Genomic DNA, 16369 nt, shown 5'->3' with positions numbered 1-16369 from the left:
CGTCAACAACTTTTTTCACTACATCGTTGCGACTGCGGGGTTCTTCTTCCTGCGTCGGGCAGGCGCTCTATGCTGCAGCACACGTCCGACTTCGCTTCCCCTTTCGCGCCGCGTTTCCGTTAGCGCGAAAGAGGCGTGATTCTATGCACCCCACGCCCAACGCGCAAGCGGTTTGTGAAAATATTTTTAAAAGCCACCGTGCGCTGCCGCGCACGGTGGCTTCGAGGCGACGACGCACGGATTCGACTGCGTTACGCGCTGCGCCGTTGGCATCAAACGCCACAACCGCCGCGCGATGCCATCACCGGTTCTTGAACACCGGCTTGCGCTTCTCGACGAACGCCGCCATCCCTTCCTTCTGATCCTCGGTCGCGAACAGCGAGTGGAACAGCCGGCGCTCGAAATGAACACCTTCCGCCAGCGTCGTCTCGTACGCCCGATTCACCGACTCCTTGATCATCATGACCGCGGGCAGCGAAAACTCGGCGATCGTCGCCGCAGCCGACAACGCCTCGCCGAGCAGCTTGTCCGCCGGCAGCACGCGCGATACGAGCCCGGCGCGCTCCGCCTCGTCCGCATCCATGAAGCGCGCAGTCAGGCACATGTCCATGGCCTTCGCCTTCGATATCGCGCGCGGCAGGCGCTGCGTGCCGCCGGCGCCCGGCATCACGCCCAGCTTGATTTCCGGCTGGCCGAATTTCGCCGTATCGGCGGCGAAGATGATGTCGCACATCATCGCCAGCTCGCAGCCGCCGCCGAGCGCAAAACCGGCGACCGCTGCAATGATCGGCTTGCGGATCTGGCGCACCGTCTCCCAGTTGCGCGTGATGTAGTCGCCGCGGTACACGTCCATATAGGAATAGGTGGCCATCATGCCGATGTCCGCTCCGGCCGCGAAGGCCTTCTCGCTTCCCGTTACGACGATCGCGCCCACGGCGTCGTCGGCGTCGAACGCCTTCAGCGCGGCGCCCAGCTCGTCCATCAGCGCGTCGTTCAACGCGTTCAGCGCCTTCGGCCGGTTCAGCGTGATCAGTCCGACACGCCCCCGCGTCTCCACCAGGATGTTCTCGTAAGACATCTATTTCTCCTCGATCAATGAATTGAGAAACGCCTCGCACACGCGAATAGTTTGATGCTACCATTCTCCGACCAACCGGTCGGTTAATTAATCGATCCAACCCTTCTCACGTTCATCAGGCCGCCGTCATGACCCATGCACTGTTCACGAAGCACGAAGACACGCTGAAACGCGCACTCGCCGCCATCGAGAGCCGCGGATACTGGAGCCCGTTCGCCGAAATGCCGAGCCCCAAAGTGTACGGGGAAAGCGGCAATGCAGACGGCGAAGCCGCGTTCAAATCGCACCTCGGCAAGACCTTCGAGCTCGACCAGCCGGCCAGCGGCGAGACGGTCGGCGCGGAACGTTCTCCGTATGGCGTCGCGCTCGACATCCGGTATCCGAAGTCGACGCCCGATGCGCTGATCGCCGCCGCCGGCTCTGCCCAGCGGGCGTGGCGCGAGGCCGGCCCGAGCGCGTGGATCGGTGTCAGCCTGGAAGTCCTCGCGCGCCTGAACCGCGCCAGCTTCGAAATCGCGTACAGCGTGATGCACACGACGGGCCAGGCGTTCATGATGGCGTTCCAGGCCGGCGGCCCGCATGCGCAGGACCGCGCGCTCGAGGCCGTCGCCTACGCGTGGGACCAACTGCGCCGCGTCCCGGCCGACGCGCATTGGGAAAAGCCGCAAGGCAAGAACCCGCCGCTCGCGATGCAGAAGCGTTACACGATCGTCCCGCGCGGCACCGGGCTCGTGCTCGGCTGCTGCACGTTCCCGACCTGGAACGGCTATCCCGGCCTGTTCGCCGATCTCGCGACCGGCAACACGGTCATCGTGAAGCCTCATCCGGGCGCAATCCTGCCGCTCGCGATCACCGTGCGGATCGCGCGCGACGTGCTGCGCGAGGCCGGCTTCGATCCGAACGTCGTGACGCTGCTCGCCACGGAGCCGAACGACGGCGCACTCGTGCAGGACCTCGCGCTGCGCCCCGAGATCAAGCTGATCGACTTCACCGGCAGCACGCAGAATGGCACGTGGCTCGAACGTCACGCCCATCAGGCGCAGGTCTACACCGAGAAGGCAGGCGTCAATCAGATCGTGATCGACTCGACCGACGACCTGAAAGCCGCCGCCAAGAACATCGCGTTCTCGCTTGCGCTGTACTCGGGGCAGATGTGCACCGCGCCGCAGAACATCTATGTGCCGCGCGACGGCATCCGCACCGCCGACGGCCATGCGAGCTTCGATGAAGTCGCGCAGGCGATCGCCGGCGCGGTGCAGAAACTCACCGGGGACCCGGCACGGTCGGTCGAGCTGATCGGCGCCATCCAGAACGACGGCGTGACGGCACGCATCGACGCCGCGCGCGCAGTCGGCCGCGTGCTTCTCGATAGCCAGACGCTTCAGCACCCCGCCTTCCCCGACGCTCGCATGCGCACGCCGCTCGTGCTGCAGCTCGACGTCGCCGACCGCGAAAAATTCACGCAGGAATGGTTCGGGCCGATCTCGTTCGTGATCGCGACCGACTCGACCGCGCAGTCGCTCGATCTCGCCGGCGAAATCGCCGCCGAGCATGGCGCGCTGACGCTGTCCGTCTACAGCATGGCCGACGACGTGATCGACGCCGCACACGAAGCCGCGGTGCGCGGCGGCGTCGCGCTGTCGATCAACCTGACAGGCGGCGTGTTCGTCAATCAGTCGGCCGCGTTCTCGGACTTCCACGGTACGGGCGCCAATCCGGCCGCGAACGCGGCGCTGGCCGATGCCGCATTCGTCGCCAACCGCTTCCGCGTGGTTCAGAGCCGCGTCCATGTTGCGCCGAAGGCGGCGCCCGCGGAAGTCGGCCAACCGGCATAACCCGAATGGCGGACGTGCAAACGCCGCCACATTCTCTACCATGAACGAATCCGCCATCCGGCGGGTTCGTCGCCTTCCGATACGCCATGACTGACGCCTATATCTGCGATGCCATTCGCACCCCTATCGGCCGCTACGGCGGCGCCCTGAAAGACGTCCGCGCCGATGACCTGGGCGCGGTGCCGCTGAAGGCGCTGATCGAGCGCAACCGCGACGTCGACTGGAACGCGGTCGACGACGTGATTTACGGCTGTGCGAACCAGGCCGGCGAAGACAACCGCAACGTCGCACGCATGTCGGCGCTGCTGGCCGGGCTGCCGACCGCCGTCCCCGGCACGACGCTGAACCGGCTCTGCGGCTCGGGCATGGACGCGATCGGCACGGCCGCGCGCGCGATCAAGGCCGGCGAAGCACGGCTGATGATCGCCGGCGGCGTCGAAAGCATGACGCGCGCACCGTTCGTGATGGGCAAGGCCGCGAGCGCATTCGCGCGTCAGGCCGACATCTACGACACGACGATCGGCTGGCGTTTCGTCAATCCGCTGATGAAACAGCGATACGGCGTCGACTCGATGCCGGAGACGGCCGAGAACGTCGCGGTCGACTACAACGTGAGCCGCGCCGATCAGGATCTGTTCGCGCTGCGCAGCCAGCAGAAGGCGGCCCGCGCGCAGCAGGACGGCACACTGGCCGAGGAAATCGTGCCCGTCACGATTGCGCAGAAGAAGGGCGACCCGCTCGTCGTGTCGCGCGACGAGCATCCGCGCGAGACATCGCTGGAAGCGCTCGCGAAGCTGAAGGGCGTCGTGCGCCCGGACGGCACGGTGACGGCCGGCAACGCGTCGGGCGTCAACGACGGCGCGTGCGCGCTGCTGCTCGCGAATGGGGAAGCGGCCGACCAGTACGGCCTGCGCCGCCGCGCGCGCGTCATCGGCATGGCGACCGCCGGCGTCGCGCCGCGCGTGATGGGTATCGGCCCGGCGCCGGCGACGCAGAAGCTGCTCCAGCAACTCGGCATGACGATCGACCAGTTCGACGTGATCGAACTGAACGAAGCGTTCGCGTCGCAGGGTCTCGCGGTGCTGCGCATGCTCGGCGTCGCCGACGACGATCCGCGCGTGAACCCGAACGGCGGCGCGATCGCGCTCGGCCATCCGCTCGGCGCATCGGGCGCGCGGCTCGTGACGACGGCGATGTATCAGCTGCATCGCACGAACGGCCGCTTCGCGCTGTGCACGATGTGCATCGGCGTCGGGCAAGGCATCGCGCTTGCGATCGAACGCGTATAACTGGCCGCCGCGCGCACCTATAACGAATCATCACGGAGACACTGCATGTCCTATCAGGCAATTCGGCTGGACATCGACGAAGCCGCCCGCGTGGCGACGATCACGCTCGATCGTCCCGACAAGCTGAACAGCTTTACGCGCGCGATGCATCGCGAACTGCAGTCGGCGCTCGACGAGGTCGGCGCGGCCGGTGCGCGCGCACTGATTCTGACGGGTGCCGGGCGCGGATTCTGCGCCGGGCAGGATCTCGCGGATCTCGACTTCACGCCGGGCGCGTCGACCGACCTCGGCGCGCTGATCGACGAGCACTTCAATCCGCTGATCCGGCGCCTGCAGCGCATGCCGATTCCGGTGATCGCCGCCGTCAACGGCACGGCCGCCGGTGCGGGCGCGAATCTCGCGCTCGCGTGCGATATCGTGCTCGCCGCGCGCTCGAGCAGCTTCATCCAGGCTTTCGTCAAGATCGGCCTCGTGCCGGACTCGGGCGGCACGTGGTTCCTGCCGCAGCGCGTCGGGATGGCGCGCGCGCTGGGCCTTGCGCTGACCGGCGACAAGCTCGGCGCCGAACAGGCGGAACAGTGGGGGCTGATCTGGCGCGCCGTCGACGATGACGCGCTCGCCGCATCGGCCCGTGAACTGGCCGCGCGGCTCGCGCAGCAACCGACGCTCGCGATCGCGTCGATCAAGCAGGCGATGCGCGACGGCATGACCCATACGCTCGACCAGCAACTCGATCTGGAGCGCGACCTGCAGCGCAAGCTCGGCCAGTCGCACGATTACGCCGAAGGCGTCAACGCATTCATCGAAAAGCGTGCGCCGCGCTTCGAGGGCCGCTGACATGACGACGAACCCGACGACCGACACGCTCGATCCCGACGCTCTCGCACGCATGACCGCGCACACCATGTACGAAGCCGACGCGTGCAGCCGCGCGCTCGGCATCGAAATCGTCGACGTGCGCGCCGGTTATGCGCGCCTGCGGATGCCCGTGCGCACCGATTTCCTGAACGGCCATCAGATCTGCCACGGCGGGCTGATCTTCACGCTCGCCGATTCGACGTTCGCATTCGCGTGCAATTCGTACAACGTCAATACGGTCGCAGCCGGCTGCTCGATCGAGTATCTGCGGCCCGTGCACGGCGGCGACGTGCTGACCGCCGAGGCAACCGAACAAACACGCAGCGGCCGGCACGGCATCTACGACATCCGCGTGACGAACCGCGCCGGCGAAACGGTGGCGATGTTTCGCGGCAAGTCCGCGCAGATCAAGGGCACCGTGATACCGGAAGACCGCTGACGTCGGCGCCACGCCCATAACAAACACTGGAGACACGCATGACTACCCCGCTACCGCTCGAGCCGATCGAGACCGCATCCCGCGACGAGCTGACCGCGATGCAGCTCGAACGCCTCAAATGGTCGCTGCGGCACGCGTACGACAACTCGCCGGTCTATCGCCGCAAGTTCGACGAAGCCGGCGTGCATCCGGACGACCTGCAAACGCTCGCCGACCTGTCGCGCTTCCCGTTCACGACGAAGAGCGACCTGCGCGACAGCTATCCGTTCGGGATGTTCGCGGTGCCGCAGGAGCGGGTCTCGCGCATTCATGCGTCGTCGGGCACGACCGGCAAACCGACCGTGGTCGGCTACACGGCGCGCGACATCGATACATGGGCGAACCTCGTGGCGCGCTCGATCCGCGCGGCCGGAGCGCGCCCCGGCGACAAGGTGCACGTGAGCTACGGGTACGGGCTGTTCACCGGCGGCCTCGGCGCGCACTACGGCGCCGAACGCGCGGGCCTCACGGTCATTCCGTTCGGCGGCGGCCAGACCGAAAAACAGGTGCAGCTGATCCAGGACTTCCGCCCCGACATCATCATGGTGACGCCGAGCTACATGCTGTCGATCGCCGACGAGTTCGAACGGCAGGGCGTCGATCCGGCGCAGAGTTCGCTGCGCATCGGCATCTTCGGCGCCGAGCCGTGGACCAACGACATGCGCGTCGCGATCGAGCAGCGGATGAAGATCGACGCGGTCGACATCTACGGGCTGTCCGAAGTGATGGGCCCCGGCGTCGCGTCGGAATGTGTCGAAACGAAGGACGGCCCGACGATCTGGGAAGATCATTTCTACCCGGAAATCATCGATCCCGACACCGGCGAAGTGCTGCCGGACGGCGAACTCGGTGAGCTCGTGTTCACGTCGCTGACGAAGGAAGCGCTGCCGATCATCCGCTACCGGACGCGCGACCTCACACGTCTGCTGCCGGGCACCGCACGTACGATGCGACGCATGGAAAAGATCACGGGCCGCTCGGACGACATGATGATCGTGCGCGGCGTGAACGTGTTTCCGACGCAGATCGAGGAGCAACTGCTGAAGCAGCGCGCGCTCGCGCCGCATTACCAGATCGTGCTGACGAAGGAAGGGCCGCTCGACGTACTGACGCTCAACGTCGAGCCGTGCCCCGAAACCGCGCCCGACACCGCCGCGATTCAGGCCGCGAAGCAGGCGCTCGCGTACGACATCAAATCGCTGATCGGCGTGACGGCGGTGATCAACGTGCTGCCGGTCAACGGGATCGAACGCTCGGTGGGCAAGGCGCGCCGCGTGATCGACAAGCGCAAGGGCTGAGCCGGCAAGTCGTCGCGCGCCGCATAGCGAGCGTCGCGGCGACCGCAACGCCATTTCGATGCAGCGCCCGACCGGCGAACGCCGGCCGGGCGTTTTTCTATTCATCGGCGCGAACCGTCCGGCCTCGCCCCAACGATTTCGCCGACAGGCGCGCGCCCCGCCGGCTATACGCCGCCGTCGGCCGTCACGACGACGACACGAAAACCCTCACGAATTCGGGAACAGCAGCCACATCCGGCCGACCTGCTTCATGCGACCGGCGAGGTCGCCCGCATCGTCGCCGAGCCCCCAGAAATAGTCGGCCCGCACGCCGCCCTTGATCGCGCTGCCCGTATCTTGGGCGAACACGAGTCGGTTCATCGGCGTGTTCGTCAGCGGACGCGTGGTCTGCAGAAACACCGGCGTGCCGAGCGGAATCGACGCCGGATCGACGGCGATCGAACGCTCGGGCGTGAGCGGCACGCCGAGCGCGCCGATCGGGCCGTCCGCGCCGCCGTGCGGCGCTTCCTCCTTCGTCGGCATCTCGCGGAAGAAGACGAAGCGCGGGTTCGTGTCGAGCAGCGCGTCGACACGGCCCGGATTCGCCTTCGCCCACGCCTTGATGCCCTGCATCGTCGCCTGCGCCGGCGTCAGTTCGCCGCGATCGAGCAGCCACTTGCCGATCGAGCGATACGGCTGATTGTTGGTGCCGCCGAAGCCGACGCGCATCACCGAGCCGTCGTCGAGCAGCACGCGCCCCGAGCCCTGCACCTGCAGGAAGAACGCCTCGATCGGGTCGTCGACCCACACGAGCTCGTTGCCGTTCAGTACGCCCGAGCGTTCGAGCTGCGCGCGCGCAGGCAGCGGCGCGCCGGCGCGATAGCCGGCCGGCCAGCGATACAGCGCATATTGATACGGGCCGCGGCGCACGCGCGAGCCGTGCAGCAACGGCTCGTAATAACCGGTCACGAGGCCGTCGAGCGTGCCGTCGGTATTCGCGAACTGGAACGGCGTGAAGTACGTTTCGAAAAACGCGCGCGCGCCGTTCGCGTCGAGTTCGTCGAGCCGCTCGGCGGCCGCGCACGCGCGCTGCCACGCCGGCTGCCGCGCGAGCCGCACGCAGTTCTGTCGCAGCGCGGCCGTCGCGCCGATCAGCGAATCGTCTTGCCAGCCCGGCACCTGCTGCCACGCCACCGGCGTGAGCCGCTTCGCGGCGACCTGCCCCGGCACGATCGCCGCACCGGTCGGCGGCTTCAGCGCGGTCGGCCGCGTCGGCGCGCCGCCGCACGCGGCGAGCAGCGCCGCCGTCGCGACCGCCGCCGCCCAGCCGGCCGCCGCGCGTCCAAACCACATACAATGTCCGTTCTTGATGGAAACCGCCATGTCAGATTTTCTCGACCAATATCCGATGCTCATCTTCGCGCTGGAAGCCTTTCTCGCGCTCGCCCTGCTGGTTTTCATCGTCGCGTGGACCGCGTCGGGCAGAAAGAAGCACGCCCGCAACAACGACCGTCAGCCGCGCTGATCGCGGCGCGCGCAGCGCAGCGCCGCGCCGCGTGCCGCGTCGTGCGCTCAGTGCAGCGTGCGCGGCATGTGCAGCGCGAACTCGTCGATCGGCGCTTCGAAGCGCTCGCCGTCTTCGGCCACGCAGAAATACGCGCCACGCATCGTGCCCACCGGCGTCGCGATCACGGCCCAGCTCGTGTACTCGAACTGTTCGCCCGGCTGCAGCAGCGGCTGATGCCCGACCACGCCGAGCCCTTTCACTTCCTGCACGTGATTCTCGCTGTCCGTGATGATCCAGTGGCGCGCGATCAGTTGCGCGGCGACCTGCCCCGTGTTGCGGATCGTCAGCGTGTACGCGAATGCGTATTGACGACGTTCGGGGTCGGATTGTTCCGGCAAGTAGCTGGTTTTCACCGAAACGGTGAACTGATACTGACTCATGGTGTTTCCGCTGGAGGGTAAGGCCCGCGCCGGCGACGTGGACGAAGGGCGCGGCAGGCGCGCCGCTTTGGTTCGGCATTCTGCTTGATGCGCAAACGGGCTGCAACCGGCCGGGCCGCCGCCGCGGCGCGCCCGGCGGGCGGTAGAATGGCGGTTTTGCGCCGCAGCGTCCCCGCTTCCCTGTCATGACTCAATTCCGCATCGCTCCCAGCATCCTGTCGGCCGACTTCGCGCGGCTCGGCGAAGAAGTCCGCAACGTGGTCGCCGCCGGCGCCGACTGGATCCACTTCGACGTGATGGACAACCATTACGTCCCGAACCTGACGATCGGCCCGCTCGTGTGCGAGGCGATCCGCCCGCACGTGCAGGTGCCGATCGACGTGCATCTGATGGTGCGTCCGGTCGACCGGATCGTGCCGGACTTCGCCAAAGCCGGCGCGAACCTGATCAGCTTCCATCCGGAAGGCTCGGACCACATCGACCGCACGCTCACGCTGATCCGCGATCACGGCTGCAAGGCCGGTCTCGTGTTCAACCCCGCGACGCCGCTGAACTATCTCGATCACGTGATGGACCGGCTCGACTACGTGCTGCTGATGTCGGTGAACCCCGGTTTCGGCGGCCAGTCGTTCATTCCGGAAACGCTGAACAAGCTGCGCGAAGCGCGTGCGCGCATCGACGCGTACACCGAACGCACGGGCCGCGAGATCCTGCTCGAGGTCGACGGCGGCGTGAAGGCCGACAACATCGCGGAAATCGCGGCGGCCGGCGCCGACACGTTCGTCGCGGGCTCGGCGATCTTCGGCAAGCCCGACTACCGAAAGGTGATCGACGAGATGCGCGCCGCCCTCGCGGCCGTCGAGCGGAGCTGACGCGATGGCTCAGCCGCCGCTTGCACCGTCCGCATCCGCCGCCGAGCCGCTCGCCGCCGGCGATCGCACGATCCGCTTGAGCGCGCCGCGCATCGACGCGGCGCTGATCGATCTGGACGGCACGATGGTCGATACGGTCGACGATTTCACGGCCGGCCTGAACGCGATGCTCGCGAAGCTCGGTGCGCCGGCCACGTCGCGCGACGAAGTGATCGGCTACGTCGGCAAGGGCTCCGAGCATCTGATTCATTGCGTGCTGACGCCGCGCTTCACTGCAGACGAACTGCGCACGCGCTTCGACGACGCGCTCGCGATCTATCAGGCCGAATACGCGAAGATCAACGGCCGCCACACGCGCCTCTATCCCGACGTCGCGACCGGCCTCGATACGCTGCACGCGGCCGGCATCCGGCTCGCGTGCGTGACGAACAAGCCGCACCGCTTCGCGGTCGAGCTGCTCGAGCAATACGGGCTTGCCGATCGTTTCGGCATCGTGCTCGGCGGTGACAGCGTCGCGCGCAAGAAGCCCGATCCGCTGCCGATGCTGGCGGCCTGCGACGCGCTCGGCGTCGCGCCGCACGTGTCGGTCGCGATCGGCGACTCGGAAAACGACGCGCTCGCGGGCCGCGCGGCCGGGATGGCGACGCTGACGGTCCCGTATGGCTACAACCACGGCAAGCCTATACAAACGATAAATTCGGATGGTATAGTCGATTCGTTGCTGGTTGCGGCTCGCGCGATCGTCGCGCACAACGCCGGCCAGCCAACCGTCTGACTATTTCTTCCATCCGCATGTTTCTGAATAAAAAACGGAGTCTGAGCAGCATCGACCGGGGAGCCTGGCCCTGGCGTCGCTGGTCGCGCTAACCTCTTCGATGAGGTACGCTGAAGCACGTCTTCAGCGCCGTTTTTTATCTCGCTGCGCATCCGCGCGCCGATCGTCGCACCACCCGAGTTCCACCGTGTCCGAACGCCTGCGTTCAGGATCGGCTGCAGGCTCGCGACGTTCACGCTGCGGGCCGCGCCGGCCGGCACCAGGCACTTCAGGATCGACCGCCCTTTCGCCGACGGTAGCCCGCGCAGCGTCAAACGATCCCTGGCGCACGCGCCGCTCGTCCCGAACAGGACCGGAACATGACCGAACTCGAATTCCAATCGCTCGCGAACGAAGGCTATAACCGCATCCCGCTGATCGCCGAAGCGCTCGCCGATCTCGAAACGCCGCTGTCGCTCTACCTGAAGCTCGCGCAGCCCGAACGCGCCGGCGCGAACTCCTTCCTGCTCGAATCGGTGGTCGGCGGCGAACGCTTCGGCCGCTACTCGTTCATCGGGCTGCCGGCACGCACGCTCGTGCGCACCCGCAACGGCGTCTCCGAAGTCGTGCGCGACGGCGCGGTCGTCGAGACGCACGACGGCGATCCGTTCGAGTTCATCGCGTCGTTCCAGGCGCGCTTCAAGGTCGCGCAGCGCCCCGGTCTGCCGCGCTTCTGCGGCGGTCTGGCCGGCTATTTCGGCTACGACGCGGTGCGCTACATCGAGAAGAAGCTCGCACACACCGCGCCGCGCGACGATCTCGGCCTGCCCGACATCCAGCTGCTGCTGACCGAGGAAGTCGCGGTGATCGACAACCTCGCCGGCAAGCTGTATCTGATCATCTACGCGGATCCGGGCCAGCCCGAGGCGTACGCGAAGGCGAAGCAGCGCCTGCGCGAGCTCAAGCAGCGGCTGCGCGCAACCGTGCAGCCGCCCGTCACGTCGGCGAGCGTGCGCACCGAGACGTTCCGCGAATTCAGGAAGGACGACTATCTGGCCGCCGTGCGTCAGGCGAAGGAATACATCGCGGCCGGCGAACTGATGCAGATCCAGGTCGGCCAGCGCCTGACGAAGCCCTACCGCGACAATCCGCTGTCGCTGTATCGCGCGCTGCGCTCGCTGAATCCGTCGCCGTACATGTACTACTACAACTTCGGCGAGTTCCACGTGGTCGGTGCGTCGCCGGAAATCCTCGTGCGCCAGGAAAAGCGCGGCGACGACCAGATCGTCACGATCCGTCCGCTCGCCGGCACGCGCCCGCGCGGCAACACGCCCGAGCGCGACGCGGAGCTCGCGACCGAGCTGCTGAACGATCCGAAGGAAATCGCCGAGCACGTGATGCTGATCGACCTCGCGCGCAACGACGTCGGCCGCATCGCCGACATCGGCTCGGTGCAGGTGACCGACAAGATGGTGATCGAGAAGTACTCGCACGTGCAGCACATCGTCAGCTCGGTCGAAGGCAAGCTGAAGCCCGGCATGACGAATTTCGACGTGCTGCGCGCGACGTTCCCGGCCGGCACGCTGTCCGGCGCGCCGAAGGTGCGCGCGATGGAGCTGATCGACGAGCTCGAGCCCGTCAAGCGCGGGCTCTACGGCGGCGCCGTCGGCTACCTGTCGTTCTCGGGCGAGATGGATCTCGCGATCGCGATCCGCACGGGCCTGATCCACAACGGCAACCTGTATGTTCAAGCGGCGGCCGGCGTCGTCGCGGATTCGGTGCCCGAATCCGAATGGCAAGAGACCGAGAACAAGGCGCGCGCGGTGCTGCGCGCGGCCGAACAGGTCCAGGACGGCCTCGATAGCGACTTCTGACCGGAGACTGACCATGCTGCTCATGATCGACAACTACGACTCGTTCACCTACAACCTGGTCCAGTACTTCGGCGAACTGGGCGAGGACGTGCGCACCTACCGCAACGACGAAATCACGCTCGACGACATCGCGCGGCTCGATCCCGACGCGATCTGTCTGTCGCCGGGGCCGAGCAATCCGCAGCACGCGGGCATCACGCTCGACGTGCTGCGCGAATTCGCAGGCAAGAAGCCGATTCTCGGCGTGTGCCTCGGCCATCAGGCGATCGGCGAGGCGTTCGGCGGCCGCGTCGTGCGCGCGAAGACCATCATGCACGGCAAGGTGAGCCGCATCGAGACCGACGGCCGCGGCGTGTTCGCCGATCTGCCGAAGCACTTCGACGTCACGCGCTATCACTCGCTCGCGATCGAGCGCGAGTCGCTGCCCGACTGCCTCGAGATCTCCGCCACGACCGACGACGGCGAAATCATGGGCGTGCGTCACAAGACGCTGCCGATCGAAGGCGTGCAGTTTCATCCGGAATCGATCCTGTCCGAATACGGCCATGCGCTGCTCGAGAACTTCCTGAAGCAGGCGCGCGCGGCCGCGCATGCCGCCTGACGGAGCGCGACGATGACGATTACTCCGCAGGAAGCGCTGCAGCGCACGATCGAGCACCGCGAGATTTTCCACGACGAGATGCTGCATCTGATGCGGCTCATCATGCGCGGCGACATGTCGCCGGTGATGGCGGCCGCGATCATCACCGGGCTGCGCGTGAAGAAGGAGACGATCGGCGAGATCGCCGCCGCCGCGACCGTGATGCGCGAATTCGCGAACCACGTCGAGGTGCAGGACAACTCGAATTTCGTCGACATCGTCGGCACGGGCGGCGACGGCTCGCATACGTTCAACATCTCGACCGCGTCGATGTTCGTGACGGCCGCGGCCGGCGCGAAGGTCGCGAAGCACGGCAACCGCGGCGTATCGAGCAAGTCCGGCAGCGCCGACGTGCTGGAAGCGCTCGGCGTCAACATCGACCTGCAGCCCGACCAGGTTGCCGCGTCGATCGCCGAAACCGGGATGGGCTTCATGTTCGCGCCGAACCATCATCCGGCCATGAAGAACATCGCGGCCGTGCGCCGCGAGCTCGGCGTGCGCACGATCTTCAACATCCTCGGCCCGCTCACCAATCCGGCCGGCGCGCCGAATCAGCTGATGGGCGTGTTCCACCCCGACCTCGTCGGCATCCAGGTGCGCGTGATGCAGCGCCTGGGTGCGCAGCACGTGCTCGTCGTGTACGGCAAGGACGGGATGGACGAGGTGTCGCTCGGCGCCGCGACGCTCGTCGGCGAGCTGCGCGACGGCCAGGTGCACGAATACGAGATCCATCCGGAGGACTTCGGCTTGCAGATGGTGTCGAACCGCACGCTGAAGGTGGAAAATGCCGAGGAATCGCGCGCGATGCTGCTCGGCGCGCTCGACAATCAGCCGGGCGTCGCGCGCGAAATCGTCACGCTCAATGCGGGCACCGCGCTTTATGCGGCGAACGTCGCCGGCTCGATCGCCGACGGCATCCAGCTCGCGCGCGAAGCGATCGCGAGCGGCAAGGCCCGTGCGAAAGTCGACGAACTCGTGCGCTTCACGCAGCAGTTCAAGCGCTGACCCCGTTACGAATCAAGCAGGAACCCACATGAGCGACATTCTCGACCGAATCATCGCCGTCAAGCGCGAAGAAGTAGCAGCCGCCATGCGCAGCACGCCGCTCGAGGCGCTGAAGCTGGAAGCGTCCGCACGCGACCGGCGCGACTTCGTCGGCGCGCTGCGCGCCAAGCATGCGGCCGGCCAGCCGGCCGTGATCGCCGAAATCAAGAAGGCGAGCCCGTCGAAGGGCGTGCTGCGCGAGCATTTCGTGCCGGCCGACATCGCGCGCTCGTATGCGGCGCACGGCGCCGCGTGCCTGTCGGTGCTGACCGACGAGCAGTTCTTCCAGGGCAGCGTCCGCTATCTCGAGGAAGCGCGCGCCGCGTGCGACCTGCCGGTGTTGCGCAAGGACTTCATCGTCGACGCTTACCAGATCCTCGAAGCGCGCGCGATGGGCGCGGACGCGATCCTGCTGATCGCCGCCGCGCTCGACACGCCGCTGATGCAGGAGCTCGAAGCGTATGCGCACTCGCTCGATCTCGCGGTGCTCGTCGAAGTGCACGACCGCAACGAAATGGAGCAGGCGCTGACGCTCAAGACGCCGCTGCTCGGCATCAACAACCGGAACCTGCGCACGTTCGAAACCTCGATCCGGGCGACGCTCGACATGCTCGACATGATTCCGCAGGACCGCATCGTCGTGACCGAATCGGGGATCCTGTCGCGTGCGGACGTCGACACGATGCGCGCGGCGAACGTCAACACGTTCCTCGTCGGCGAGGCGTTCATGCGTGCCGACCAGCCGGGCGAGGAACTCGCACGGATGTTCTTCTGATGGCGATCGAAAAGGAAGTCAAGCTCGCGCTGCCGGCCGGCCACGCGCCGGCCGCGCACCGCTTCTTCGAGACGCTGACCGGCGAGCGCGGCCGCGAGATCGCGCTGTCGAACGTCTATTACGACACGCCCGACCTCGCGCTCGCGCGCTCGAAAAGCGCAGTGCGCGTACGCCGCACGCCGCAGGGCTGGCTGCAGACGTTCAAGACGGTCGGCAGCGCCGAAGACGGGCTGCACCGCCGCCACGAATGGGAACTGCCGGTGGCCGGCGACGCGCTCGAAGTCGCCGCGCTCGTCGCCGCATGCGACGTGCCGGAAGCCGCCGCCGCGCTGCGTGACGCGGCGCCCGCGCTGCACGCGCTGTTCCGCACGGATTTTTCGCGTACGCTGTGGCGCGTCGCGATCGGCGGTGCGACGGTCGAGGCGGCGGTGGACATCGGCGAGATCGTCGTCCACACGGACCGCGACACGCGCCGCGAACCGATCAGCGAAATCGAACTCGAACTGCTCGACGGCCCGGAAGCGGCGCTCGCGACGCTCGCCGCCGACCTGCAGCAGGCGCTGCCGGGTCTCGCTCCCAAAAACATCAGCAAGGCGCAGCGCGGCTACCGGCTGCGCGCGCAATAAACCCGCATCACGCATGGCAACCCGCAAGACCTCCCGCACGCCGCTGCAGGCGTCGCTGTTCGACGATCCCGTGCCGGAAACGGCCGAGGCCGACCTCCGGCCCGCTGCGCCGGCCGCTGCCGCAGCCGAGCGCCGGCCGGCCGGCAAGATCGCTGCCGGCGCCGCGGCCGCGCCGCACGCCGCGCGCGACATCCCGCACCTCGCCGCGCAATTCGATGCACTGCCCGCCGTATGGCGCGACGTGCTGAAGCCGTTCATCGACAGCGACGCATACGCGCCGCTGTGCCGCTTCGTCGACGACGAACGCGCGGCCGGCAAGACGATCTACCCGACCGACGTGTTCCGCGCACTGCGGCTGACGAGCCCCGACGACGTGAAGGTCGTGATCCTCGGTCAGGATCCTTATCACGGCGACGATCGCGGCACGCCGCAGGCGCACGGCCTCGCATTCTCGGTGCCGCCCGCCGTGCGCACGCCGCCGTCGCTGCGCAACATCTTCAAGGAAATCGCCGCGAACTTCGGCCACGATACGCCGCGCCATGGCTGTCTCGACACGTGGGCGCGTCAAGGCGTGCTGCTGCTGAACACCGTGCTGACGGTCGAGCGCGGCGCGGCCGCGAGCCACGCGAAGCGCGGCTGGGAGCAGTGCACCGATACGCTGATCCGCGAGCTCGCGAACCGTCATCGCGGGCTCGTGTTCATGCTGTGGGGTGCGCACGCGCAGGCGAAGCGCGCGCTGTTCGACGCGAGTGCGCACTGCGTGCTCGAGGCGCCGCATCCGTCGCCGCTGTCCGCGCATCGCGGCTTTCTCGGCTGCCGCCACTTTGCGCTCGCGAACGACTATCTGGTCGAGCACGGCCGCACGCCGATCGACTGGCGGCTGCCCGAGGTCGCCGAAACGCTCGCGTAACGGCGGCTGCGCCGCGCCCTGCGTCGGCCGGAATGCAAAAGCGCCGCGCCCCTGTCGGGACTGAACTGACCCCGCAAAGTTGGACGGTTAAACACTAGGCGCCCAAGGGCTG

The 16369-nt window shown here is 67.3% G+C and carries 16 protein-coding genes; 13 read left to right on the top strand and 3 right to left on the bottom strand.

Annotated elements, in window-relative coordinates:
* Positions 1 to 301 precede the first annotated feature (301 nt).
* Positions 302 to 1078 carry an enoyl-CoA hydratase gene (locus tag ACSHSS_RS27710; RefSeq protein ID WP_217262265.1) on the bottom strand — a complete coding sequence of 259 codons (777 nt, stop codon included), beginning with the start codon at positions 1076 to 1078 and terminating at the stop codon, positions 302 to 304.
* Between the two features lie 128 nt (positions 1079 to 1206).
* Here ACSHSS_RS27710 and paaN point away from each other — a divergent pair, with 128 nt between their 5' ends.
* From paaN to paaK, 5 genes are all read left to right on the top strand, one after another.
* Positions 1207 to 2913, top strand: a complete 1707-nt coding sequence (paaN, locus tag ACSHSS_RS27705) for a phenylacetic acid degradation protein PaaN (protein ID WP_217262266.1) — start codon at positions 1207 to 1209, stop codon at positions 2911 to 2913.
* 86 nt (positions 2914 to 2999) lie between these two features.
* Entirely contained in the window at positions 3000 to 4202 is a 1203-nt protein-coding gene (pcaF, locus tag ACSHSS_RS27700) for a 3-oxoadipyl-CoA thiolase (RefSeq protein WP_217262267.1), read from the top strand.
* 45 nt (positions 4203 to 4247) lie between these two features.
* Positions 4248 to 5039, top strand: coding sequence for a 2-(1,2-epoxy-1,2-dihydrophenyl)acetyl-CoA isomerase PaaG (paaG, locus tag ACSHSS_RS27695; RefSeq protein WP_054317767.1), 792 nt, complete (start codon positions 4248 to 4250; stop codon positions 5037 to 5039).
* Between the two features lies 1 nt (position 5040).
* Positions 5041 to 5499, top strand: coding sequence for a hydroxyphenylacetyl-CoA thioesterase PaaI (paaI, locus tag ACSHSS_RS27690; RefSeq protein ID WP_261514242.1), 459 nt, complete (start codon positions 5041 to 5043; stop codon positions 5497 to 5499).
* 38 nt (positions 5500 to 5537) lie between these two features.
* Complete coding sequence (gene paaK, locus ACSHSS_RS27685; RefSeq protein ID WP_261514243.1) at positions 5538 to 6836, top strand: phenylacetate--CoA ligase PaaK; 1299 nt, start codon at positions 5538 to 5540, stop codon at positions 6834 to 6836.
* A gap of 207 nt (positions 6837 to 7043) precedes the next feature.
* Here the strand turns inward: paaK and mltA are convergent, their stop codons facing one another.
* The gene (gene mltA, locus ACSHSS_RS27680; RefSeq protein WP_105840334.1) at positions 7044 to 8276 is read right to left on the bottom strand and encodes a murein transglycosylase A; all 1233 of its coding nucleotides are present in this window, start codon (positions 8274 to 8276) and stop codon (positions 7044 to 7046) included.
* A 111-nt stretch (positions 8277 to 8387) separates the two neighbouring features.
* Entirely contained in the window at positions 8388 to 8762 is a 375-nt protein-coding gene (gene apaG / locus ACSHSS_RS27675) for a Co2+/Mg2+ efflux protein ApaG (protein WP_006400465.1), read from the bottom strand.
* Between the two features lie 185 nt (positions 8763 to 8947).
* Here apaG and rpe point away from each other — a divergent pair, with 185 nt between their 5' ends.
* From rpe to ACSHSS_RS27635, 8 genes are all read left to right on the top strand, one after another.
* On the top strand, positions 8948 to 9634 hold the full coding sequence (gene rpe / locus ACSHSS_RS27670; protein ID WP_006400466.1) for a ribulose-phosphate 3-epimerase: 687 nt from the start codon (positions 8948 to 8950) through the stop codon (positions 9632 to 9634).
* Positions 9635 to 9638: 4 nt separating this feature from the next.
* The gene (locus ACSHSS_RS27665; RefSeq protein WP_261514244.1) at positions 9639 to 10409 is read left to right on the top strand and encodes a phosphoglycolate phosphatase; all 771 of its coding nucleotides are present in this window, start codon (positions 9639 to 9641) and stop codon (positions 10407 to 10409) included.
* 359 nt (positions 10410 to 10768) lie between these two features.
* The gene (trpE, locus tag ACSHSS_RS27660; protein WP_035949211.1) at positions 10769 to 12262 is read left to right on the top strand and encodes an anthranilate synthase component I; all 1494 of its coding nucleotides are present in this window, start codon (positions 10769 to 10771) and stop codon (positions 12260 to 12262) included.
* Positions 12263 to 12275: 13 nt separating this feature from the next.
* Positions 12276 to 12863: an anthranilate synthase component II gene (locus ACSHSS_RS27655; protein WP_261514246.1), complete on the top strand. Its 588-nt coding sequence runs from the start codon at positions 12276 to 12278 to the stop codon at positions 12861 to 12863.
* A 12-nt stretch (positions 12864 to 12875) separates the two neighbouring features.
* Positions 12876 to 13907 (top strand): anthranilate phosphoribosyltransferase, encoded by a 1032-nt coding sequence (gene trpD, locus ACSHSS_RS27650; RefSeq protein ID WP_006400470.1) that lies wholly within the window; start codon positions 12876 to 12878, stop codon positions 13905 to 13907.
* 28 nt (positions 13908 to 13935) lie between these two features.
* Positions 13936 to 14721 (top strand): indole-3-glycerol phosphate synthase TrpC, encoded by a 786-nt coding sequence (trpC, locus tag ACSHSS_RS27645; RefSeq protein WP_006400471.1) that lies wholly within the window; start codon positions 13936 to 13938, stop codon positions 14719 to 14721.
* Positions 14721 to 15347, top strand: a complete 627-nt coding sequence (locus tag ACSHSS_RS27640; protein ID WP_261514247.1) for a CYTH domain-containing protein — start codon at positions 14721 to 14723, stop codon at positions 15345 to 15347. The genes trpC and ACSHSS_RS27640 overlap by 1 nt, the downstream gene beginning before the upstream one ends.
* Before the next feature lie 13 nt (positions 15348 to 15360).
* Positions 15361 to 16257: a uracil-DNA glycosylase gene (locus tag ACSHSS_RS27635; RefSeq protein WP_039226107.1), complete on the top strand. Its 897-nt coding sequence runs from the start codon at positions 15361 to 15363 to the stop codon at positions 16255 to 16257.
* Positions 16258 to 16369: the final 112 nt, after the last annotated feature.

Source organism: Burkholderia sp. BC1 (assembly GCF_052683555.1).
This window is presented reverse-complemented; position numbering and strand designations above follow the sequence as displayed.

What these genes read in the sequence shown, in the direction of transcription:
- ACSHSS_RS27635 (WP_039226107.1), top strand. Translation starts at nt 15,361, where the DNA reads ATGGCAACCCGCAAGACCTCCCGCACGCCGCTGCAGGCGTCGCTGTTC.
- ACSHSS_RS27710 (WP_217262265.1), bottom strand. Translation starts at nt 1,078, where the DNA reads ATGTCTTACGAGAACATCCTGGTGGAGACGCGGGGGCGTGTCGGACTG.
- mltA (WP_105840334.1), bottom strand. Translation starts at nt 8,276, where the DNA reads ATGAAAACCAGCAGGGCGAGCGCGAGAAAGGCTTCCAGCGCGAAGATG.
- paaK (WP_261514243.1), top strand. Translation starts at nt 5,538, where the DNA reads ATGACTACCCCGCTACCGCTCGAGCCGATCGAGACCGCATCCCGCGAC.
- ACSHSS_RS27655 (WP_261514246.1), top strand. Translation starts at nt 12,276, where the DNA reads ATGCTGCTCATGATCGACAACTACGACTCGTTCACCTACAACCTGGTC.
- paaN (WP_217262266.1), top strand. Translation starts at nt 1,207, where the DNA reads ATGACCCATGCACTGTTCACGAAGCACGAAGACACGCTGAAACGCGCA.
- ACSHSS_RS27665 (WP_261514244.1), top strand. Translation starts at nt 9,639, where the DNA reads ATGGCTCAGCCGCCGCTTGCACCGTCCGCATCCGCCGCCGAGCCGCTC.
- pcaF (WP_217262267.1), top strand. Translation starts at nt 3,000, where the DNA reads ATGACTGACGCCTATATCTGCGATGCCATTCGCACCCCTATCGGCCGC.
- paaI (WP_261514242.1), top strand. Translation starts at nt 5,041, where the DNA reads ATGACGACGAACCCGACGACCGACACGCTCGATCCCGACGCTCTCGCA.
- trpD (WP_006400470.1), top strand. Translation starts at nt 12,876, where the DNA reads ATGACGATTACTCCGCAGGAAGCGCTGCAGCGCACGATCGAGCACCGC.
- ACSHSS_RS27640 (WP_261514247.1), top strand. Translation starts at nt 14,721, where the DNA reads ATGGCGATCGAAAAGGAAGTCAAGCTCGCGCTGCCGGCCGGCCACGCG.
- paaG (WP_054317767.1), top strand. Translation starts at nt 4,248, where the DNA reads ATGTCCTATCAGGCAATTCGGCTGGACATCGACGAAGCCGCCCGCGTG.
- rpe (WP_006400466.1), top strand. Translation starts at nt 8,948, where the DNA reads ATGACTCAATTCCGCATCGCTCCCAGCATCCTGTCGGCCGACTTCGCG.
- trpE (WP_035949211.1), top strand. Translation starts at nt 10,769, where the DNA reads ATGACCGAACTCGAATTCCAATCGCTCGCGAACGAAGGCTATAACCGC.
- apaG (WP_006400465.1), bottom strand. Translation starts at nt 8,762, where the DNA reads ATGAGTCAGTATCAGTTCACCGTTTCGGTGAAAACCAGCTACTTGCCG.
- trpC (WP_006400471.1), top strand. Translation starts at nt 13,936, where the DNA reads ATGAGCGACATTCTCGACCGAATCATCGCCGTCAAGCGCGAAGAAGTA.